Raw genomic sequence first — 23049 nt, forward strand, 5'->3', positions numbered from 1 at the left:
GTCAGTCGAAACCATAAATTATAACAATTAGGACACCCCTATGGTTGCGGTACGTAGCGCACACTTAAACCCAGACGAACAGTTTGAGCTAGAAAAATGGATTGCTAGTTTACAGCAAGAAGCCAAAACAGCGGCAAGGCTCAGCGAAGTCTATCGCCAATGTGAGCAATTACTTGAAGGTCATTCTCAAGGCTCGCTACTGTTATGGCGAGGACGGGAGATGATCGAAATATTGATCACCTTGTCGATGGATAGACCCACGTTAGTGGCGGCTCTTCTTTTCCCAATAGCAACCAGTGGTTTGCTTGATAATGAAGAACTGGAAGAGTGCTATGGAAAAGAGATAGTTAAATTAATCCATGGTGTTGAAGAGATGGCCGCCATCGGACAGCTCAACGTGACCATGCGTGGTAGTGAAGCTTCGGCGCAAGTGGATAATGTGCGGCGAATGTTATTAGCCATGGTTGATGATTTCCGCTGCGTGGTGATCAAGCTGGCTGAACGCATTTGTAATTTGCGGGAAGTGAAAGATCAGCCCGACGAAGTGCGCCGTATTGCCGCAAAAGAGTGTGCCAATATTTATGCCCCCTTAGCCAACCGCCTTGGAATTGGTCAGCTTAAATGGGAAATTGAAGATTACGCATTTCGTTACCAACAGCCGGATACTTACAAGCAGATCGCCAAGCAACTCTCTGAGCGAAGAATTGTTCGTGAGCAGTACATCCGAGACTTTGTCGATGATCTACGCCAAGAGATGAAAACATCCAGCATCAATGCAGAGGTGAGTGGGCGTCCCAAACACATCTACAGTATCTGGCGCAAAATGCAGAAGAAAAACCTAGCTTTTGATGAATTGTTTGATGTACGCGCGGTACGAATCATTGCGGATAAACTGCAAGACTGCTACGCCGCATTGGGGATAGTGCACACGAAATATAAGCATCTTCCCAGTGAATTTGATGATTATGTGGCGAACCCTAAACCCAATGGTTATCAATCTATTCACACGGTGATTTTAGGCCCAGAAGGGAAAACGATAGAGATCCAGATCCGCACCAAGCAGATGCATGAAGAATCGGAGCTGGGGGTGGCTGCGCATTGGAAGTACAAAGAAGGCAGCAGTGCTGGACGAAGTGGGTACGACGAAAAAATCACCTGGCTACGTAAGCTCTTGGATTGGCAAGAAGAAATGTCCGACTCTGGTGAAATGTTGGATGAATTGCGCAGCCAAGTGTTTGATGATCGCGTTTATGCCTTTACACCGCGTGGTGATGTGGTGGATTTACCGATGGGCGCTACACCGCTTGATTTCGCCTACCATATTCACTCGGAAGTAGGGCATCGCTGCATTGGCGCTAAAGTGGGTGGGCGTATCGTGCCGTTTACTCATAAATTACATATGGGCGATCAGGTTGAAATTATTACTGCCAAAGAGCCAAACCCTTCGCGTGACTGGTTAAACCCATCACTGGGTTTTGTTCACTCTGGACGGGCCCGGGCAAAAATCAATGCTTGGTTCCGCAAACAAAGCCGAGAAAAGAACTTAGAAGCTGGGCGAGAAATCTTAGAAAACGAGTTGGCTAAAATTGGCGCCACCTTAAAAGATGCTGAGGTTTATGCGCTTAAACGTTTTAACGTGAATAGTGCTGATGAAATGTATGTTGGGGTAGGCAGCGGTGATTTACGGATTAACCAAATCGTCAACCACATCAATGCACTGGTCAACAAACCGACCGCTGAAGAAGAAGATAAACTGGCCCTTGAAAAACTGGTGGGAGAAACCAAACCAGCCGTAAGTAGCCCAACGCATAAAGATGCAGTGGTGGTCGAAGGGGTGGATAATCTGATGACGCATTTGGCGCGTTGTTGTCAGCCGATTCCCGGTGATGAAATTCGCGGCTACATTACCCAAGGGCGCGGAATTTCAGTTCATCGCAGCGATTGTGAGCAGCTCGAAGAGCTGAGTCACCATGCTCCTGAGCGAATCATTGATACTGTTTGGGGGCGGGGTTTTGTCGGAACTTACCGCTTAACGCTACGGGTAGAAGCCATGGAACGAGGTGGGTTACTCAAAGACATCACGACATTACTGGCGAATGAAAAAATCAAAATAACCAGTATGAAAAGTCGCAGTGACTATAAGCGGCAGCTCTCCATTATGGACTTTGAACTGGAGCTCAACAATGTTGAGGTTCTACAACGTATTTGTAAACGGATTGAACAAATTAAAGATGTGATGCTGGTTAAGCGGTTAGGTTAATAGAGCATCGTTTATAACGAGGCAAGAACATGGGTTCTGCCTCGTTTTTTATTGAGAGGTAACATGGCGCACCCTATTTTACAGCTTGAACAGATCATGAATCAGTTACGTGACCCAGAGCATGGTTGCCCATGGGATCTTAAACAAACCTTTGCCAGCATAGTGCCACACACTATTGAAGAAACTTATGAAGTAGTGGAGGCCATTGCTCATCAAGATTGGTCAAACCTGCGAGAAGAGCTGGGCGATCTTCTTTTTCAAGTGATTTTTTATAGTCAACTGGCGAAAGAACAAGGTTTATTTGATTTTTCCGAGGTCGTTGAAACGGTGAATGAGAAGCTAATTCGTCGTCATCCTCATGTTTTTTCGGATGTTCAGGTATCAGATCAAGCGCAGCTTGAGGCTAATTGGGAAGCAGAAAAAGCCAAAGAAAAACACCAAGCAGGCAAAGATGAACAAAGTATTCTAGACTCAATACCACAAGCGCTTCCCGCTTTAATGCGAGCCAACAAAATCCAGAAAAAATGTGCGAAATATGGGTTTGATTGGGACACATTGGGCCCGGTCGCAGAGAAAGTTCAGGAAGAGTTAGCTGAAGTGATGGAAGAAGCGCTTCAGGTTGAAATTAATGAACAAAAAGTGGAAGAAGAGCTAGGCGATCTGTTGTTTGCCACGGTCAATTTAGTGCGTCACTTAGGGAAAGATCCGGAAGTGGCGTTAATGAAGGCCAATCAAAAGTTTGTGCGCCGTTTCCAAGGGGTGGAACAATTGGCGCAGACATATCATCAACCCTTAACGGATTTTTCATTAGCCGAACTTGATGCTATGTGGGAGCAAGTCAAACAGGAAGAAAAAGAGGCAATAGCGCCTTTTTTAAGTAAAAACAGCAATAAAAAGCACGATTGAATAGAGAAAATAAGCCGAGTTCAATCTGTTTGATTTGAAGCAAAAAATAAAAAACTGAGTGTGATAGATTTCACGTTGTGGCGATAAATGGGTTCTGGTATAGTTTCATCCCGTCCAGAAGAAATCCATTTCCCTCATTCAACCAATTTCAGGTTAAACATGACGACAAATTATATTTTTGTTACTGGCGGGGTCGTATCCTCTCTAGGTAAAGGTATTGCAGCAGCATCGCTTGCAGCTATTTTAGAAGCTCGTGGTCTTAAAGTGACCATGATGAAGCTTGACCCTTACATCAACGTTGATCCCGGCACAATGAGCCCAACTCAACATGGTGAAGTGTTTGTCACGGAAGATGGCGCTGAAACTGACCTTGACCTTGGCCATTACGAACGTTTTATTCGTACCAAAATGACCAAGCGCAATAACTTTACTGCTGGTCGTGTTTATGCCGATGTAATCCGTAAAGAGCGTCGTGGTGACTATTTAGGTGCCACGATTCAGGTTATCCCTCATATTACTAATGCGATCAAAGATCGTGTTATCGCTGGCTCTGAAGGCCACGACATCGCTATTGTTGAAGTCGGTGGTACGGTTGGTGATATTGAGTCCCTTCCTTTTATGGAAGCGATCCGTCAGCTTGCCATTGAAGTGGGTCGTGAAAATGCGATGTTTATGCATTTAACCTTAGTGCCATATCTTGCGGCGGCTGGTGAAGTGAAAACCAAACCGACCCAACATTCAGTAAAAGAATTGCTTTCTATCGGTATTCAACCAGATATTTTGGTTTGCCGTAGTGATCGCGTGATCCCCGCCAATGAACGTAAAAAAATCGCCCTGTTCTGTAACGTGCCAGAAAAAGCCGTTATTTCAATGAAGGATGTTGATTCTATTTACAAAATCCCGCAACTGATCAAATCTCAAGGTTTGGATGATTTAGTTTGTGCGCGTTTTGGTATCACAGCGCCAGAAGCGGATCTTTCAGAATGGGAACGCGTTATTTATGAAGAAGCCAACCCCACGGGTGAAGTCACTATCGGGATGGTGGGGAAATATATTGAATTGCCGGATGCGTATAAATCAGTCAATGAAGCGTTAAAACACGCAGGGCTGAAAAATCGTCTGAGCGTGACAATTAAGTATATTGATTCGCAAGATGTGGAAACCAAAGGGGTTGACATCTTACAAGGTGTGGATGCTATTTTAGTCCCAGGCGGTTTTGGTGACCGAGGTATTGAAGGTAAAATCCTTGCTACCCAATACGCTCGTGAGAATGATGTTCCTTACCTTGGTATTTGCTTAGGTATGCAAGTTGCCCTTATCGAATATGCCCGAAATGTGGCGGGTATGACAGGTGCACATTCAACAGAATTTAACAAAGAAAGCCCATATCCTGTAGTAGGCTTAATTACAGAGTGGGTGGACAAGGAAGGTAAGGTTGAGGAACGTACTGAAACCTCTGATTTGGGTGGTACGATGCGCTTAGGTTCTCAGCTTTGTCACTTAACGAAAGGGACAAAAGCGTATGAATTGTACGGAAGTGCCACGATTCATGAACGCCATCGTCATCGTTATGAAGTGAACAATAACCTTCGTCCCCAAATTGAAAAAGCCGGCTTGAAAGTTTCTGGATTGTCAGCGGACAAGAAACTGGTTGAAGTGATTGAGAACCCAGCACATCCATGGTTTGTTGCTGCTCAGTTCCATCCAGAGTTCACATCGACTCCGCGTGATGGACATCCATTATTTGCTGGTTTTGTGAAAGCCGCAGGCCAATTCCAGCGCGGTGAATTGAAGTAAAAGGATATGGATAGTGGCGTAAGTTGTGTCACTATCCTTTTAGTTTTGACATTTAAATTCAATGAGAGGAAACATTAATGTCTAAGATCGTTAAAGTTCTAGGTCGTGAAATCATCGACTCACGTGGTAACCCAACTGTTGAAGCGGAAGTTCACCTAGAAGGCGGTTTCGTTGGTATGGCAGCGGCTCCATCTGGTGCATCAACGGGTTCTCGTGAAGCGCTTGAGTTACGCGATGGCGACAAAGCTCGTTTCCTAGGTAAAGGTGTTCTTAAAGCTGTTGGTGCGGTTAATGGCCCTATCGCTGAAGCATTGATTGGTAAAGATGCAAAAGACCAAGCAACTGTTGACCAAATCATGATCGACCTAGATGGTACTGAAAACAAATCTAACTTCGGTGCTAACGCTATCCTAGCGGTTTCTCTAGCAAACGCTAAAGCCGCTGCGGCAGCGAAAGGTATGCCTCTATATGAGCACATTGCTGAGCTAAACGGTACTGCTGGTCAGTTCTCTATGCCTCTACCAATGATGAACATCATCAACGGTGGTGAGCACGCTGACAACAACGTAGATATCCAAGAGTTCATGATCCAACCTGTTGGCGCAAAAACGCTTAAAGAAGCGCTACGCATTGGTGCAGAAGTATTCCACAACCTAGCTAAAGTTCTTAAGTCTAAAGGCTATAACACAGCTGTTGGTGACGAAGGTGGTTTCGCTCCTAACCTTAAATCTAATGCTGAAGCACTAGAAGTTATCGCAGAAGCGGTTGCTGCTGCAGGCTACGAGCTAGGCAAAGACGTCACTCTAGCAATGGACTGTGCAGCCTCTGAGTTCTTTGACAAAGACGCTGGCATCTACAACATGAAAGGCGAAGGTAAAACCTTCACTTCTGAAGAGTTCAACCATTACCTAGCTGAGCTAGTTGAGAAGTTCCCAATCGTATCTATCGAAGACGGTCTAGACGAGTCTGACTGGGATGGTTTTGCACACCAAACTCAACTACTAGGCAATAAGATCCAATTGGTTGGTGACGATCTATTCGTTACAAACACTAAGATCCTTGCTGAAGGTATTGAGAAAGGCATCGCTAACTCTATCCTAATCAAGTTCAACCAAATCGGTTCTCTCACTGAGACTCTAGCGGCAATCAAGATGGCTAAAGATGCAGGTTACACTGCTGTCATCTCTCACCGTAGTGGCGAAACTGAAGATGCAACTATCGCAGACCTTGCGGTAGGTACTGCTGCAGGTCAAATCAAAACAGGTTCTATGAGCCGTTCTGACCGTGTTGCTAAGTACAACCAATTGATCCGTATCGAAGAAGCGCTAGGTGCTCGTGCTCCTTTCAACGGTCTTAAAGAAGTGAAAGGCCAAGCTTAATTTCTATTGAAATAGCTTAGTTTTGTTATCGCTAAACGCCCTGCCGCAATGCAGGGCGTTTTTTATAGGGCTGACAATCTTTTTATGATATGGGCTGATTTGATAAAAACCATCAGTGTGTCTCTAAAGCGGCAATCGCTTGAATTCGGCGCTGAGTTAACGCTTCTTTGATGGCCTTCCCTTGAAACCCCTCGGTAATAATCTGCTGAACATTGACGGTCAATGCCGCCTGATAAGCTTGCTTAAAGAGTTCACTTTGTGGATAAGGTGCCTCTTCACATCCTAATCGGCCTGCATGATCCGCTTGGCAGCAAAGTAATACCTCATTTAAACGCTCTGGTTTACGCCATACGTCTAATTTGTCGAGTATTTTGAGTTTGGTGCTGGCTTTTAATTCCGCTGCTCTATGAATGTTTGAGTGCTGCTCACAGACTAATAACGCTAACTCTTTAAACTCATTAGGGATCCGTACACGCTCACACAACTGCTTGATAATGCCAATGCCAGTCTGGCAGTGCATTTTATGACTCGGCCATTGCGCTTTGGGGGTTACACCTTTACCTAAGTCATGAACTTGGGCCGCAAAGCGCACTGTTAAAGAGGGGGAGCGTTGAGCGGCTTGCTGGGCAACCAGTAAAGTATGTATGCCCGTATCGATTTCTGGGTGCCATTTTTCGGGCTGTGGTACCCCAAATAGACGATCAAGCTCGGGCAGCACCACGGCGAGTGCGCCACATTCATGGAGTACAGAAAGAAAAACGTCAGGATGTTGAGTCGCCAATGACTTATGCCACTCTTGCCAAACCCGTTCAGGCGTTAGGTGGCTGAGTTCACCCGATTGAGTGATTTGCTGCATCAATTGTTGCGTTTCTTTGGCAATGGTAAAACCGAGGTGGGTGAGTTTAGCCGCAAAACGTGCAACACGTAGGACTCGTAGGGGATCTTCGACAAAGGCTGGTGAAACATGACGTAAGACACGCTGCTCAATATCTTTTTGCCCGCCATAAGGGTCGATCAGTTTGCCTTGTGCGTCTTGTGCCATGGCATTAATGGTTAAATCACGTCGAGCTAAATCTTCCTCAAGTGACACCTCTTGATCGTAATAGCAGGCAAACCCCGTATAGCCAGCACCAGTTTTTCGTTCAGTGCGTGCTAAGGCGTATTCTTGTTTTGTTTTTGGGTGCAAGAATACCGGGAAGTCTTTTCCAACGGCTTGATAGCCAGCTTGGAGCATCTGTTCTGGGCTGCTACCCACCACTACCCAATCTTTATCATAGACAGGAAGGTTGAGTAATTGATCGCGGATGGCTCCGCCAACTAAGTAAACTTGCACATCTCTTCCTTCATCGAGCGAGACAAAAACGGCCACCTGAGGTGACCGTAATAAGAAAAATAAAGATTATGCCCACCCAGCTGGGTTACGCTTACGGCGTGGGACAATATGGGGTAAGACTAAGCCAAACAGTAAGCCGCCACCAGCAACACCGCCCCCATACATAAAGTATTTTAGAAGTAAGTCTTCTTTTTGGGTATCGAGTTTTGCTCGAAGCTCACGAATTTCTGTTTGTGAAGCGGTTAATTGTTGGCTGATATCACCGTAACTTTTTTCTAAATCGGCAATTTGCTTATTGCGAATTTCGAGTGAATCCACTAATCCCGCTTTTTCACTATCGGCATTTTGGCGAGCATTAGCCAATTGGCTTTTTACTTCTTTTAACTCTTTTTCCAGCAGAGGAAGGCGTACTGCCATGCTGATATCTCGAGTGACAAAGCGGCTTTCCACCCAGCCATTACGGCCTCGACTATCAACAATTTGGCTGTAACCATTTTCTTTATTGGTCGAGAGCAGTTTGACTTTTTCTCCCGCATCAATCGAACCAATGATGCGAAATTGATTACTTGGACCTGAATGCATATAAGTAAAGAGTTTATCTGCGATATAGCGGTCTTGAGCGAGCGTTGGTGCAGCCAACAAAGAAAATAGCACCATGCAGACGAGTTTTTTCACGGTTTATCCCTTAGTGATGGTCAATATAGCGATATGAACAAATCATCTCATTGAGAGAGTTGAGACACAATCTAGTGTCTTTCATGAGAATTTGATCTTCGCTTTAAGGTTTGTTTGGCAGATAGTAAAAACTTTCCGAACTTGGTGCAACCAAGAAGGGAGGCAAAGCCTCCCTTTCTGTGCGTTTGAGTCAATAATGACAAACGACTGACAGTTTTTTTACGTGATGGATTAACCAAACACGGCTTGAATAACATAAAAGAAAATGACGGCCAGTAAGGCTCCTGCTGGCAAAGTCACAATCCATGATGCAACGATATTACGTACCACGCCTAAATTCAGTGCAGCAATACCACGAGCAAAACCAACCCCTAATACCGCCCCGACTAAGGTTTGGGTGGTTGAAATGGGTAAGCCTGTTCCTGACGCTAGTACAACTGTTGATGCTGTTGCTAGCTGAGCGGCAAAACCTCGGCTTGGCGTTAGCTCGGTAATTCCCGTCCCTACCGTTGCCATTACTTTGTGCCCTAGGGTGGCAAGACCGACCACAATTCCGATTCCACCCAGAGGGAGAATCCACCAAGCGATAGTACTTTTACCTGCCACTTGGCCAAGATGCTCCACCGTTGATACGACAGCGGCCAAAGGACCTATCGCATTGGCTACATCATTGGAGCCGTGAGCAAACGCCATGGCACAGGCGGTAATCACCATCAAGACAGAGAAAATACGTTCAACGCTGGAAAAACCGGGGTTATCATCGGTATTCGAAAAACGCTTATAGATATAAAGGTATCCTAAAGCCATTACGATGGCAGAGACGGCAATTGAGCAGAGCCAAGCTTCTGAACTCGTCAGGTGTAAGCCAATATGTTTTAAGCCTTTTTTAATGGTTACTAAGGCGATTACCATGGTGGTAATGAACATATAGACTGGCACAAACCGTTTGGCATTGATCAGTGGAGTTTCTGTATCAAAAATAAGCCGCTGTGCACTGACAAAAATAGCATAGGCCAGCAAACCGGAAATGAATGGGGTAATGATCCAGCTACCCACGATGCCTTGTACTGAACTCCAATCCACAGCCTCAGTGCCTACTGATACCGAGGCAAAACCGATAATGGCACCGATAATCGAGTGAGTGGTAGACACCGGCCATCCCATATAAGAAGCCAGTAAGAGCCATGTGCCAGCGGCAAGCAGAGAAGACATCATGCCATACACAAGCAATTCGGGTTGGTCAACAAAGAGCGCGGGTTCGATCACGCCTTTACGAATGGTGTCGGTGACTTCTCCTCCCGCTAAGTAAGCGCCAGCAAATTCAAAAATCATCGCAATGATGATGGCTTGTTTGACGGTGAGGGCTTTTGAGCCAACGGATGTGCCCATCGCATTGGCGACATCATTCGCCCCAATACCTATGGCCATTAATAAACCGAAGATCGCTGCAACAAGAATCAGGACTGTGCCGTAGTTCGCAAGGATATCCATCGTAATACCTAGTTGTTGATAACAAGCGGAGTAAAATCGTAGTACTTTTTCGGCACGAAAAATCCCATCAGCGAGAACAATAATCAACGCCTAAACTGTGATGGTACGATTAATACTCTTAGTTATTTGGTTAACTTTATGATTTAAGAGCGAGACAGCATGACTTCAAGCCGTGCGCCAACGCGCTGAGCTTGATCGGCAATACCACCAACCCATTCAAAAATTTTGTATAAGAACATGACATCAATAGGATTCATTTTTGACTCCATAGCCATTAATTGTTGGCGAAGTCGAATTTGCATCGCATCGGTGTCATCCTCGATCACATCCAGTTGATTGATCATTTCCGCCACGAGAGTGACTTCACGACCTTTAAATCCGGTTTCCAATAACTCGTCGAGTTCATTGATGACTTTCTGCGCCTGTTTCGCGGCATCAAGACAGCGATTCACATAAGCGATGAAGTTTTCTTGGAGAGGTTCAGGGACAATAAGCTGACGACCATAAACACGGCCTGCAATATCTTTAGCAAGATTGGCCAGTTTATCTTGTTGAGTGAGAAGCTCAAGCATGTCAGTCCGATCCACCGGCATAAACAAACCACGAGGAAGTTTTAGACGGATTTCACGTTTTAACACGTCGGCCTCTTTCTCTAGATGAGAAATCTGTGCGCGTATCTCTTCCGCTTTCTCCCAATCACCTTGAGCACAAACCTCAAAGAAATTGACTAAGTGAGAACAGCATTCATTGACACACACAACGTGTCGTTGCAAAGGTTTAATAGGGGACTTTGCAAATAACCCCATAATGGTATTTACTGGCATGGTCATTCAACCTAATAGCTATAACCTAAAAAGAACATATACCATATTATGGCGAAATGTTGAGCGTTGGCTATAAAGGCGCGCATGTTAACCCATTAATTGGCGCATTAAAACTGTTTTAGATCATCTATCGGTCGATATTTCTCTCTTGCCCCGCTGCCTTTTAGGCAATATCCTGTCGCTATCTGCTGCGAAAGGTATAAGTATGGAAACCGAAATAGAACTGAAGTTTTTTGTTTCTCCAGATTTTTCAGAGGTTTTACGCAGTAAAATTTCTGAAATCAAAGTACTTCAGCACAGTTGTCGAGAATTAGGGAACACCTATTTTGATTCTGCCGATAACTGGTTACGTCAACACGATATAGGGCTACGAATTCGTCGTTTTGATGAGGTATATGTACAAACCGTCAAAACGGCGGGACGAGTGGTGGCTGGGCTACACCAACGACCTGAATACAATGCGGAGCATTGTAGCAATGATCCCGATCTCTCCCTTCATCCTGCAGATATCTGGCCAGATGGGCGAGAGGTGATAGATTTACAAGCGCAACTATTGCCTTTATTTGCGACGAATTTCACTCGAGAGCAGTGGCTAGTCGGGATGGCTGATGGTAGCCAAATAGAAGTGGCTTTTGACCAAGGCGTGGTACAAGCAGGGGCGAATCAAGCGCCGATCTGCGAAGTTGAACTTGAGTTAAAATCAGGGCAAACGGATGCGTTGTTTGTACTGGCTCGCCATTTAAGCGATCAAGGTGGAATGCGTTTAGGTAACTTGAGTAAGGCGGCGCGAGGCTATCGTTTAGCGGCTGATTATTCGGGAGATGAGGTTCAACCATTGAGTCTGGTGAACACGCAAAATGATGATACGGTTGAGTCCTGCTTTATTCGCTCTTTAGAGCATGCTTTGTCTCACTGGCATTATCATGAGCAAATTTATACCGAACAAGACTCGATTGCAGCCCTACATGAAATCAGTCATGCGATTAGCTTTATTCGTCAGTTATTGACGGTTTATGGTGGAATTGTTCCACGTCGTGCCAGTGCGATTTTACGTCAAGAGCTGAAATGGCTTGAAGGTGAACTGGTGTGGTTAAAGCATTACGACTATCTGGATGACTTACTGAAAGATAAAGGTTATGCGCTGCGTAAGTTAGAGGCCCGCAAATTTTTGGTGGCAGAGTTAAAACAGCGTCAAGAAGAGCTTCCGCAGCGAGAAGAATCGCTCAAGTTACTTCATTCGGCTCGCTATACGGGGCTATTACTGGATCTTAGTCGCTGGATTCTAACCCGAGGTTGGCAGCCATTTTTGGACGAGAAAGCTCGTGAACGAATGGCGAGAAATATCCGAGGCTTTTCCGTTAAGCAGCTTGAACGTGCTTGGGCTGAACTTATGGAAGTCTTTCCTCCAGAGCAAACATTATCCAGCCAAGAATATATTGATCAACAGTATCGGTTGATGCGAAGCCTTTATACCGGAATCGGTTTTGCCCGTTTGTATGATGCAGAAAAGCGGTTAGCATTTCGAATGCCATGGGCTGATTTGCTACACGGTATTGATGATCTGCTCACACTTAAGACATTAGAAAAGCTGCTTGATACACTGCAAGCGGAAGATCAAGAACAGGTAAATCGGTGGTTGATTCGTCAAGAGAACTCGATCTTGCACGCGATGGAACAAACTCGAATTATTGGTGTAGAAACGCCACCTTACTGGCGTGAGTAGCTTGTCAAAATAAAAGGCAGAGGCGTTTTTGTTGCTCCTCTGCCTTTTTTCTTCCAATTCTAGCTTTTATATCAAAATCACCTTTTGTAGCAATCTTTGCTCTTAATCTGTGAAATAAATAATACGGAATCGCTTTGCTTTATTGAGGGAGCTTTTGCTTATTCTGTCTCTCCAATCCGTTTTTTATCTTACTCACTGGGGCTTTGAACCCCCGCAAGAAAACATCGACTCAGATCACAATTGGTGTACGTGAGTGGGCAAATGGTTTGTAGAGTTTCCATACTTAGTCGATAGAGACAGTGATCGAGTCATGATTTTGTGTCTATTTTTCAATTTAAATTTCGAGCAGTAATAGACAATCCGCTTGAGATCACAAATCACGTCATCAATGATCGAATTAGCGATATTCCACTCATCGATGGTGATTGGTTTTTGATACTATTATTTTCATACGAGGCTCGAAATAATTCATGTTATCGATAATACCTTCGATATACAGCATGAAAAAACTGACATTTAGACGGAGTGGAGAACGGACAATGGCGAGGATAGCATTTAAACCGTGGGAACGGGTTATCACAGATGTACGTCTGATACCAAAGATGGTTATGCTGATGATATTCAGTACCTTATTGGTGATAGCTAAACAGTTATGGGATGCTAGCCTGTTCTATGACTCCTTATTAGCCGCGACTCAAAATATGGACGTTGCTCAGCAGCATTATGATGCCTATTTAGTGCAAGTGGCCTGGCAAACCGGGTTAATGATCGTGGTCTTTGTTGCGCTGCTTATGTTTGCAGCACGGGTCATGCTTCGTCAAACTCAATTTCTTAGTGAGTCTATCAAGCAAATGGCTCAGCGAGATTTATCTCAGCCGATTGTGATGGAATGTAAGGATGAATATGGGGATGTGGCTCGAGAACTTGAGATCACCCGCCATCAACTGCAAGAACTGATCAAAGTACAGATCAACACGTCACAAGAGCTGACTGCCTTGACAGAAGTAATGACCATCAGCATGTCTGAAACCAAAGATTCAGCGCAAGAAGAGTTTAATGAGATTGATCAGCTTGCCACTGCGATGAGTGAAATGTCTTCTACGGTACAAACCGTTGCTGAACATGCCCAAAATGCCTCTTCATTGACAGAAAATACGTCACAACAAGCGAAGACTGGGCAACAGTTTGTACAAAAAACCATTAGTAAGATAGATCAACTGTCTAAAGATATTGCTGCCTCGGCTGCTGCGGTCAATCAAGTTGAAGAACGAGTTATTGCTATTGGTAGTGTCGTGGGGACCATTCAAGGCATTTCAGAACAAACCAACTTACTTGCGTTGAATGCAGCCATTGAAGCAGCTCGTGCTGGCGAGGCTGGGCGGGGGTTTGCTGTCGTGGCGGATGAAGTGCGGAATTTGGCTCAACGGACTCAATCGGCAACGGTCGAGATCCAAGACATGATTTCTCAGCTACAAAGCAGTGCTAATTCTGCGGTCGATTTAATGGAAAAAAGTGTAGTAGAAGCTGCGGATGGTGTGGAATTGGTGACCAACGCGGGGAGTGAGCTAGATGGTATCGTGCTCCAAGTCCAACAAATTAATGACATGAACTTCCAAATTGCTACTGCCGCTGAGCAGCAAAGTAGTGTTGCAGAAGAGATGAACCAAAACTTAACCAATGTGCGTGAGTTGGTTGAAGCTTCCGTTACCGTGGTGAGTGAGTTACTTGAAACCTCTGAAATCATGCAAAACAATGCGGAAGAGCTGGATAGTAAGATTACCGTCTTTAAGGTGTGACCTTCTCCATTCATTAGTCAATAAAAAACGCTCACTTGTTTAAGGTGGGCGTTTTTATTTTTACCGGACTGGGATAAAGTGATCGTCTTGGGTTTTCCCAGTAAGCAGACAAGGATGAACCATGCCATTACCCCAACCGTTAGAAGAGCAGGCTGAACGATACTATCAGCAACTTCTTACTCAACATTGCGTTATCGCCACCTGGCCTCAACCATTGCTCAACACACTACGTACTTTGCTTGGTTTGAGTCCTTTTATTGCCGAAGTCCTGCTGCGTGATGAGCTTTTATGCCAAGAACTCCCCCAAAGACTACAAGAAAAGCAACGGAGCTCGGCTTATCGTCAGCAATTAAATCAATTACTTTCATCGTGTGGGGATGATGCTTGTGGCCAGCGTATTTTGCGCCAGTTCCGTAACCGAGAAATGGTCTATATCGCTTGGCGTGATTTTCTAGCGGATTGGTCATTAGAAGAGAGTCTTGCTCACCTGTCTGAACTGGCTGAAGCGCTTATTTTTGAAACCTATCAATGGCAGTACGCACAATGTTGTCAAGAGTGGGGAATCCCTTGTAATGCCCAGGGGCAAGCCCAACCAATGTTAATTATTGGCATGGGAAAATTGGGGGGGGGTGAGCTAAATTTTTCCTCTGATATTGATTTAATTTTTACCTATCCGGAGAACGGTCAAACTCAAGGGGCTAGACGTTCAATTGATAACGCTCAATTTTTTACTCGTCTTGGCCAACGTATTATCAAAATGCTCGATCAGCAGACATTTGATGGTTTTTGTTACCGAGTCGATATGCGTTTACGTCCCTTTGGAGAGAGCGGTCCTTTGGTGATGAGCTATGCCGCACTGGAAGATTATTACCAAGAGCAAGGGCGTGATTGGGAGCGCTATGCCATGGTAAAAGCGCGGGTTATGGGCTGTGAAATGTACGAACAGTATCAAGAGCTGCGTCAAATGTTGCGTCCTTTTGTGTTCCGCCGTTATATCGATTTTAGTGCTATTCAGTCATTGCGCAGAATGAAGTCGATGATACGCAGTGAAGTCCGTCGGCGAGGGTTAAGTAACAATATCAAGTTAGGCGCGGGGGGGATTCGAGAAATCGAGTTTATCGCACAAGTTTTTCAATTGATTCGAGGCGGACGAGAGCCCAGTTTGCGCCACCGAGGCTTGCTAGAAACACTACAAGCGATTGGTGAATTGGAATTACTGACCTCAGATCAAATCGAGCAACTGACGGGCGCTTACCGTTTTTTACGTCGGCTAGAAAATATACTGCAAGCGATAGAAGATAAACAAACTCAAACGTTACCGGATAAAAGCGATGATCAACTGCGGCTAACTTTCGCAATGGGGTATTACTCTTGGGAGGCGTTAACTGAGCAAATACAGTTGGAAATGGCCCGCGTGCATCAGGTCTTTGTCGCTCTTATTGGTGAAGAGGAAGACGAAGACGATCACCTCATTGCTCAACATTTTCATGAGCTTTGGGATATGGCCCATAAACCAGAGGTTGTTGTTCATATTGTGGAGCACGATTTGGCGCTTTCGGATCCTGAAACGGTGGCAAATACTTGTATTGATTTTAAGCAGGATCTCGCAAAAAAAACCATCGGTCCACGAGGACGGGAAGTGCTGAACCGTTTGATGCCCAAAGTTTATCAGGTGATTTTTTTACATCCAGAAGCCCAGTTTGGCTTAGCCAGAGTGCTTTCTTTACTCAATCGTATTGCGACGCGTACCACCTATTTAGAGTTGCTGGATGAATATCCTGCAGCACTGAACCAACTGGTTCGTCTATGTACTGCCAGCCCGATGATTTCAGAGCAGTTAGCGCGTTATCCTATTTTGTTAGATGAGTTGATTGATCCACAGCAGCTTTATCATCCGATTGCGCTAGAGAGCTATAAAACCGAGTTGCGTGATTTTCTGGCTCGGATTCCTGAAGAGGATATGGAGCAGCAAATGGAAGCGCTGCGTCAGTTCAAGCAAATCTGTATTTTAAAAATTGCTGCGGCAGATATTGCAGGTGTATTGCCAGTCATGAAGGTCAGTGATCATCTCACCTATTTAGCGGAAGCCATCGTAGAAGCTGTGATTCATCAGGCATGGTTACAAGTGAGCGCGAAATATGGAGTGCCGGATCATCTTGCTGAACGAGAAGGAAAAGGGTTCGCAGTCATCGGCTACGGTAAAGTTGGGGGGTGGGAACTAGGCTACAACTCAGATTTAGATATTGTTTTTGTGCATGATTGCCCCACTTCCTCTATGACGGATGGTAAGAAATCGATCGATGGTCGCCAATTTTATTTGCGCCTCGCTCAGCGAGTGATTCACTTATTTTCAACACGTACCACTTCTGGCATTTTATATGAAGTAGACACCCGGTTGCGTCCTTCAGGTGCCTCTGGGTTATTGGTTTCCCCCTTAGATGCCTTTGCTACTTATCAGAAAGAAGAAGCATGGACATGGGAGCATCAAGCTTTAGTCCGTGCTCGCATGATTTATGGCGATATGCCCTTACAACACAATTTTAATCAGCTAAGACATACCATTTTATCTTTACCGCGAGATCAAGAAACGCTGAAACAACAAGTGATTGAAATGCGGAAAAAAATGCGCCAGCACTTAGGCAGTAAAAAAGCAGGACGCTTTATGCTCAAACAAGATGAAGGGGGCATTGCCGATATTGAATTTTTAGCGCAATACTGGGTGTTGTTATATAGCCATCAGTTGCCGAAGTTAACTCGTTGGTCTGACAATGTGCGTATTTTTGAATCTTTGATCAAACTGGGTGTTTTGGATGAATCTTCTGCAATGGCTCTTACTCATGCCTATACCTGTATGCGCGACCAGATCCATCATCGTAATTTACTTAATTTAGAGGCTGATGTTGATGGAGGAAAGTTTATTGATGAACGGAAAATTGTGACACAAATTTGGCATCAGTGGCTGGGGTGAAATCTTTAGCGACTCAAAGGCCTGTGCTACACTGCGCGACGAGATTAATAGTGGAGATTCCATAATGAAACCGATCCTACCTGACTACAACAAAGCAGGCGTGTTGATCATCGGTGATGTCATGCTTGATCGTTATTGGCATGGCCCTACAGGGCGTATTTCACCAGAAGCTCCTGTTCCGGTCGTTAAAGTGGAGCATCATGAAGAGCGTCCGGGTGGGGCTGCTAACGTTGCGATGAATATTGCCTCTTTAGGCGGTCAGGCAACCATCATTGGCTTAACCGGTATGGATGAACCTGCTCAAGTCTTGGAAGAAAAACTCACCTCATTAAATGTAGCGTGTGATTTTGTCGCATTGGCTGATTATCCGACGATCACAAAATTACGCGTATTGAGCCGAGGCCAGCAGTTAATTCGCTTGGATTTTGAAGAAAAATTTGAACAAAACGACGCCAAACAAATGTTATCTCGGATGGAAGATGCTTTACCTCGTGTGAACGCGGTCATTTTATCTGACTACGCAAAAGGGGCTTTAGAGCATGTTCAGGTACTGATTCAACGTGCTCGTGCGGCGAACCTGCCTGTTTTTATCGACCCTAAAGGGGCTGATTTTGAACGCTACCGAGGTGCAACACTGCTCACTCCTAATATGGCAGAATTTGAGCAAGTGGTTGGTAAAGTCACATCAGAACAAGATTTGGTTGAGAAAGGGTTAGCCTTGATCGAACAGTTTGATTTTGAAGCCTTGTTGATTACTCGAAGTGAGCATGGCATGACCTTGCTGCGTCGTGGGATGGAACCGTTTCATTTACCAACGCAAGCAAAAGAAGTGTTTGATGTGACTGGGGCTGGTGATACGGTCATTTCTGTATTAGCGGCATCGGTTGCCGCTGGAAAATCCTTAGATGATGCTTGTGCACTAGCCAATGCGGCTGCGGGCGTTGTCGTCGGTAAACTTGGCACCTCAACGGTTTCTACGATTGAGTTAGCTGAAGCGATTCATGGCAGTAAAGATTCTGAATTTGGTATTATCAGTGAACAAGCCTTGATTGAAGCAGTAAAAAAAGCCAAAGCTCGTGGTGAGAAAGTGGTGATGACCAATGGCTGCTTTGACATTCTACATGCTGGCCATGTTTCTTATCTGAATCATGCCGCAGAGCTTGGTGATCGACTTATTGTGGCCGTGAATACCGATGAGTCCGTAAAACGCTTAAAAGGACCGGGACGTCCGGTTAACCCAACGGATCGTCGTATGGCGGTACTGGCTGGATTAGGAGCGGTGGATTGGGTTGTTCCGTTTGCAGAAGAGACGCCACAACGCCTGATTGGTGAAGTATTGCCGAGCTTATTAGTGAAAGGTGGCGATTATAAACCAGAAGACATTGCGGGTGGTGCGGAAGTGATCGCAGCTGGGGGCGAAGTGAAAGTATTGAACTTTGAAGATGGCTGCTCAACCACAGAAATTATTCAGGCTATCCGAGGTGGAAAAGGTTAATCGTTGGACTCTGTTTTCCTCATCGTGCGACTTTGAATGCGTAAGTGTTGAGGCGCATTCAGCGAGGGATTAACCAGGCATGAATAAAGGGCTCATTTGAGCCCTTTATGTATTGATGAGTGACTAAAGAGACTATTTTTTCGCGGTTTTTAACCCTGAATTAATATCTAGAATATCTTGCTCATTCAGTGAACCAATCGCTTGGCGTAACTGTAATACGTTAAGAATGTAATCGTAACGAGCAGAAGATAGGTTACGGTTTGCATCGTAGAGGCGACGAGTGGCATCTAATACATCCACAATAGTACGAGTGCCCACTTCAAAGCCGGCTTCTGTTGCTTCTAGAGCTGAGCGAGCGGAAATAACCGTCTGTTCGTAAGCGCGTAGAGCACCAATCGAGGCATTGATATTGTTGTTGTAAGCGCGAACATTCTTCACAACCGTTCTAAACGAAGCTTCTAAGTCTTGGCTAGCGGCGACATAGGTGTATTCTGCTTGTTTTGTCTGTGACGTGACATTACCACCAGTATAGAGGGGAACGTTCAAATTTAGACCAATTGCAAAATCATTGTAATCGTGGCCACTATAACTGTATGAACCGCTGTCACTGTTAGATTCATGGCCGTAATTATATCCACCATCCAAGGTCAACGACGGTAAATGGCCTGAACTGGCTAACGAGATATTATCTTTGGCAATATCTTGCGCAATACGAGAAGACAGTAGGGATAAGTTTTGTTGCTGTGCTCGTTCGATCAAAGCTTCCATTGATTCTGTGCTACGGCTGGCTGAGAAGCGCTCTGTATCAAGAATGTTGAGGTCTGCGTAATCTTGCCCGGTAATTTCACGTAAAGATTCATAGCTGTTTGTGAGCGTGTTTTCTGCTAAGACTTCATCGGCTAATACGCTGTCGTATTGAGCTTGGGCATCATGAACGTCAGTGATGGCTGATAACCCAACTTCAAAACGTTGCTTGGTTTGTTCGAGTTGACGAGCGACAGCCGCTTTTTCTGCTCGTACAAACTCTAGGTTGTCTTGTGCGCTTAACACTTCAAAGTAAGCTTGAGAAACTCGTAGAATCAAATTTTGCTGAATGACCGCATATTCAGCATCTGCTTGGCGAGCTTGTTTTTCTGCGGTATCTAAAGTCACCCAACTGGAACGATTATACAGCTCTTGTGAAAAGCTAATGCCAGCCGTGAGACGATCACTTTCACGACTGTCTTCATCACTGCGGGTTAAGTTATAGCCAGCCGTTAAATTAATTTGTGGTAAAAGTGTACTACGACTGGAAGTGACCGCTTCAAAGGCAGCGTCACGACGAGCGACTGCGCTCAGTAGCTGAGGATCATTTTCTTTTGCTTGGTCATAAATTTGTGCAAGATCGTCTGCCCATGCGCTCACACTCAAGCCACCAAGGGTTGCACTTACTAATAAAGGAAGCAGTTTTTTCATCGGTCCTATTCCTGCCTAATATGAAAGGAGTTACTTTGACAGAGTGTAACTCAAATTGCTGGTATTTCATGCGAAAGTTTGCACTTTTTTACACTTAATTATCCACGTGTGCAATATAATTATTTGCTCCACTTGGGTTTGAAAAAAGAAAAAATAGCCAGAGTTGCCAATGAAACCAAGCTATCTCATTACTTGTTATCATTATCTCAATCTCGTAATTTAAATATAAATACAATTTTTGTATAAAAAGTTGAGCAATGTCGTTGGCAGAGGCAAAACTTCCTGAGTAAACTATAAGATTCACCAACAAGGAGCTCGAATGCAACCATCTGATCCATTGAAAAGCCCGTTTACTGCGGATGATATTGATATCGTCTCAAAACAGACATTGTTTCAAGGTTTTTTCCGTATGGTGAAATACCGCTTTAAACACCGTCTGTTTCAAGGTGGATGGAGCGAACCGATTGAGCGAGAAATGTTTGAACGCGGTCATGCCGCTGCGATGTTGCCTTATGATCCTCTACGTGATGAAGTGGTGATTATCGAACAAATTCGAGTTGGGGCATTAGAACATGCCCAGCCTTGGCAGTTAGAGATTGTTGCTGGCATTATCGAGCCAGGTGAGGTCGCACCCGATGTCGTTCGTCGGGAAGCGCAAGAAGAAGCCGGATTGAAGGTAGAGCGCCTAGAGAAAATTACCACTTATTATCCTTCGGCAGGGGGATGTTCTGAAAAATTGGATGTCTATGTTGGCGAAGTGGATAGTACACAAGCGGGGGGCGTGCATGGTTTGGCTGTGGAAGGGGAAGACATCAAGGTCCATGTTATGAATCGGTTCGATGCTTATCAGTTGGTGAAAGAGGGCAGAATTGAAAATGGAGCCTCTATTATTGCTTTGCAGTGGTTAGAACTGAATTATCAGCAGTTACAATCGCAATGGCGGAGTGGCGTTTAATATGTCGGTATTAATGGCAGCGAAGCCGTACCACGTTGACCTCGCTGAATTGATGCGCACTTATGAAACCAACTATGCTAAGTTGAATGCTCTGATCCCTCGCCAACCGAATATTGGTGATGTGCGCTGTTATCAAGCTGCGCATTTAACCTATCAACTTCAGGTGCTGGAGGTCACAAAGTACACAACTTTGGTGGAGATTTGTCAAAGCGATGATATTTCGATATTTCCATTGCCGACAATGTCTGTCAGGCTGTATCACGATGCTCGGGTTGCCGAAGTTTGTGCCAGTGAACAGGTTGGTCGTATTGATGCTCGCTATGACTATCCAAATGACAAAATGGTACAAAAAGATGAGAAAGCTCAAGTGAATCGCTTTTTAGGGGATTGGCTCACATTTTGTTTAAAAAGAGGGATAAGTCGAACTCCCATGAATATTAACCATCAACAGCATTAGGTTTATCGCTTTGAACGTGTCGCCCAGTTTAGACCCATCAGAGAATATCAAGCTTGTCCAAATTACGGACACGCATCTGTTTGCGCCTGATGATGGTTGTTTACTCAGTGTTAATACCGCAGACAGTTTTCGTGCTATTGTCCAAGCGATTAATGAGCAACAAATGCCATTTGATGCCATTCTTGCGACGGGAGATATTTCACAAGATCACAGTGCAGAATCTTACCAGCGTTTTGCCTTGGGGATCCGTGAATTGCAAAAGCCGTGTTTTTGGCTACCGGGCAACCACGATTATAAACCCAATATGGGCAGTGTGATGCCATCAGAGCAAATTCATGCGCTAGAGCATGTCTTGTTAGGGGAGCACTGGCAGATGGTTTTACTGGATTCTCAGGTCGTAGGTGTTCCTCATGGCCGTTTAAGTGATTATCAACTCACCTTATTGGACGAAAAACTCACTCAATACCCTGATCGCTTTACACTGGTATTACTGCATCACCATCCTTTATTGGTTGGTAGTGCTTGGCTTGATCAGCACACCTTAAAAGACAGTGATGCGTTTTGGAATGTGGTCAGCCAGCACCAAAATGTTCGTGCGGTACTGTGTGGTCACGTGCATCAAAATATGGATCGTGAGCATCAAGGAGTGAGAGTCATGGCAACTCCGTCAACTTGTGTCCAGTTTAAACCTAATTCAGATGATTTTGCGCTTGATCTCTGTTCGCCGGGTTGGCGAGAGTTAGAGCTTCATCAGGATGGACAAGTAACAACGCAAGTCAAACGGTTAATGAAAGGGGCGTTTGTGCCTGATTTTACCTCTAATGGATATTAATGTTATGTCATCACTGCCTTCGCTATTGCTCTACATTCACGGTTTTAACAGTTCTCCAAAATCGCATAAAGCACAAGTGATGCAGCAGTATTGCACTAATTATCGGCCTGATATCAAAGTTGTGGTGCCTAAATTGCCTCATTTCCCCAAACAAGCGGCAGATTTGTTATCTCGTCTCGTGACGGATTATCAAGGTCAATATCGTATTGGACTGGTTGGCAGCTCATTGGGGGGCTACTTGGCCACTTGGCTGAATGCTCAGTTCTCTTTTCCCGCAGTATTGGTGAATCCAGCAGTGAAACCTTATGAGCTGCTTGCCGATTTTCTTGGTGAGCAACAAAATCCCTATACTGGTGAACACTATGTGTTAGATCACTCGCACATTGAAGAGCTAATAGCGCTGGATGTCCCCGAGATTCAAAACCCTGATCACTTTTGGTTACTACAACAAATGGGTGATGAAGTGTTAGACTATCGCCAAGCGGTAGCGAAGTATCAGCACGCTCGACAAACGGTGGAACCAAGTGGTGATCATAGTTTTGTCGATTTTGAACGTTATCCTCAGCAAATCATCCAATTCTTAAATCTTTGAGGATGTCTTGAGGGAAGAGTCATAAATTTATCCCTTGCTGACGGATGTCGCTTGACATCTCAAGGGCTCTTCCTGAGTATGTTTCTCTTGTTCTTTCTTCGCTTATGGCTC

Annotated in this window: 17 protein-coding genes; 12 read left to right on the forward strand and 5 right to left on the reverse strand. The window is 44.9% G+C overall.

Translation table 11 applies throughout. The annotated features are described in order from the left end of the window. Positions 1-40 precede the first annotated feature (40 nt). From relA to eno, 4 genes are all read left to right on the forward strand, one after another. Positions 41-2260, forward strand: a complete 2220-nt coding sequence (gene relA, locus EXA13_RS10310; RefSeq protein ID WP_238133106.1) for a GTP diphosphokinase — start codon at positions 41-43, stop codon at positions 2258-2260. A gap of 63 nt (positions 2261-2323) precedes the next feature. Further along, positions 2324-3166, forward strand: coding sequence for a nucleoside triphosphate pyrophosphohydrolase (gene mazG / locus EXA13_RS10315; protein ID WP_158117110.1), 843 nt, complete (start codon positions 2324-2326; stop codon positions 3164-3166). Between the two features lie 159 nt (positions 3167-3325). Further along, complete coding sequence (locus EXA13_RS10320) at positions 3326-4963, forward strand: CTP synthase (protein ID WP_238133107.1); 1638 nt, start codon at positions 3326-3328, stop codon at positions 4961-4963. A gap of 77 nt (positions 4964-5040) precedes the next feature. After that, positions 5041-6342 (forward strand): phosphopyruvate hydratase, encoded by a 1302-nt coding sequence (gene eno, locus EXA13_RS10325; RefSeq protein WP_078926011.1) that lies wholly within the window; start codon positions 5041-5043, stop codon positions 6340-6342. A gap of 112 nt (positions 6343-6454) precedes the next feature. Here the strand turns inward: eno and EXA13_RS10330 are convergent, their stop codons facing one another. The 4 genes from EXA13_RS10330 to EXA13_RS10345 form a co-directional block, all read right to left on the reverse strand. Further along, on the reverse strand, positions 6455-7675 hold the full coding sequence (locus EXA13_RS10330) for a multifunctional CCA addition/repair protein (RefSeq protein WP_078926012.1): 1221 nt from the start codon (positions 7673-7675) through the stop codon (positions 6455-6457). 66 nt (positions 7676-7741) lie between these two features. Further along, entirely contained in the window at positions 7742-8350 is a 609-nt protein-coding gene (locus EXA13_RS10335) for a TIGR04211 family SH3 domain-containing protein (protein WP_078926013.1), read from the reverse strand. Between the two features lie 231 nt (positions 8351-8581). Further along, a complete protein-coding gene (locus EXA13_RS10340) occupies positions 8582-9841 on the reverse strand; it encodes an inorganic phosphate transporter (protein WP_238133228.1) in 1260 nt (419 codons plus the stop codon). Between the two features lie 143 nt (positions 9842-9984). Continuing rightward, positions 9985-10665, reverse strand: a complete 681-nt coding sequence (locus EXA13_RS10345) for a TIGR00153 family protein (protein ID WP_238133108.1) — start codon at positions 10663-10665, stop codon at positions 9985-9987. Between the two features lie 205 nt (positions 10666-10870). Between EXA13_RS10345 and EXA13_RS10350 the strand changes: the two genes are divergently transcribed. The 4 genes from EXA13_RS10350 to hldE all read left to right on the forward strand — a co-directional run bounded on the left by EXA13_RS10350 (position 10871) and on the right by hldE (position 18647). Further along, positions 10871-12388 (forward strand): inorganic triphosphatase, encoded by a 1518-nt coding sequence (locus tag EXA13_RS10350; protein ID WP_238133109.1) that lies wholly within the window; start codon positions 10871-10873, stop codon positions 12386-12388. A 539-nt stretch (positions 12389-12927) separates the two neighbouring features. Beyond that, the gene (locus EXA13_RS10355) at positions 12928-14184 is read left to right on the forward strand and encodes a methyl-accepting chemotaxis protein (RefSeq protein ID WP_238133110.1); all 1257 of its coding nucleotides are present in this window, start codon (positions 12928-12930) and stop codon (positions 14182-14184) included. 121 nt (positions 14185-14305) lie between these two features. Continuing rightward, positions 14306-17152: a bifunctional [glutamate--ammonia ligase]-adenylyl-L-tyrosine phosphorylase/[glutamate--ammonia-ligase] adenylyltransferase gene (gene glnE / locus EXA13_RS10360; RefSeq protein WP_238133111.1), complete on the forward strand. Its 2847-nt coding sequence runs from the start codon at positions 14306-14308 to the stop codon at positions 17150-17152. A 64-nt stretch (positions 17153-17216) separates the two neighbouring features. Next, on the forward strand, positions 17217-18647 hold the full coding sequence (gene hldE, locus EXA13_RS10365) for a bifunctional D-glycero-beta-D-manno-heptose-7-phosphate kinase/D-glycero-beta-D-manno-heptose 1-phosphate adenylyltransferase HldE (protein ID WP_238133112.1): 1431 nt from the start codon (positions 17217-17219) through the stop codon (positions 18645-18647). A 132-nt stretch (positions 18648-18779) separates the two neighbouring features. Here the strand turns inward: hldE and tolC are convergent, their stop codons facing one another. Beyond that, the gene (tolC, locus tag EXA13_RS10370; RefSeq protein ID WP_238133113.1) at positions 18780-20102 is read right to left on the reverse strand and encodes an outer membrane channel protein TolC; all 1323 of its coding nucleotides are present in this window, start codon (positions 20100-20102) and stop codon (positions 18780-18782) included. A 319-nt stretch (positions 20103-20421) separates the two neighbouring features. On the opposite strand from tolC, the gene nudF reads away from it, so the two are divergent. The 4 genes from nudF to yqiA are packed head-to-tail and all read left to right on the forward strand — an operon-like array spanning position 20422 to position 22938. Next, on the forward strand, positions 20422-21057 hold the full coding sequence (gene nudF, locus EXA13_RS10375) for an ADP-ribose diphosphatase (RefSeq protein ID WP_238133114.1): 636 nt from the start codon (positions 20422-20424) through the stop codon (positions 21055-21057). A 1-nt stretch (position 21058) separates the two neighbouring features. Continuing rightward, complete coding sequence (locus tag EXA13_RS10380) at positions 21059-21514, forward strand: DUF1249 family protein (protein WP_238133115.1); 456 nt, start codon at positions 21059-21061, stop codon at positions 21512-21514. Between the two features lie 10 nt (positions 21515-21524). Next, on the forward strand, positions 21525-22346 hold the full coding sequence (gene cpdA, locus EXA13_RS10385) for a 3',5'-cyclic-AMP phosphodiesterase (protein ID WP_238133116.1): 822 nt from the start codon (positions 21525-21527) through the stop codon (positions 22344-22346). A 4-nt stretch (positions 22347-22350) separates the two neighbouring features. Continuing rightward, a complete protein-coding gene (yqiA, locus tag EXA13_RS10390; RefSeq protein WP_238133117.1) occupies positions 22351-22938 on the forward strand; it encodes an esterase YqiA in 588 nt (195 codons plus the stop codon). Positions 22939-23049 lie beyond the last annotated feature (111 nt).

The organism is Vibrio cincinnatiensis (assembly GCF_022113815.1).
In the GTDB taxonomy this organism is placed as follows: Bacteria; Pseudomonadota; Gammaproteobacteria; order Enterobacterales; family Vibrionaceae; genus Vibrio; species Vibrio cincinnatiensis_A.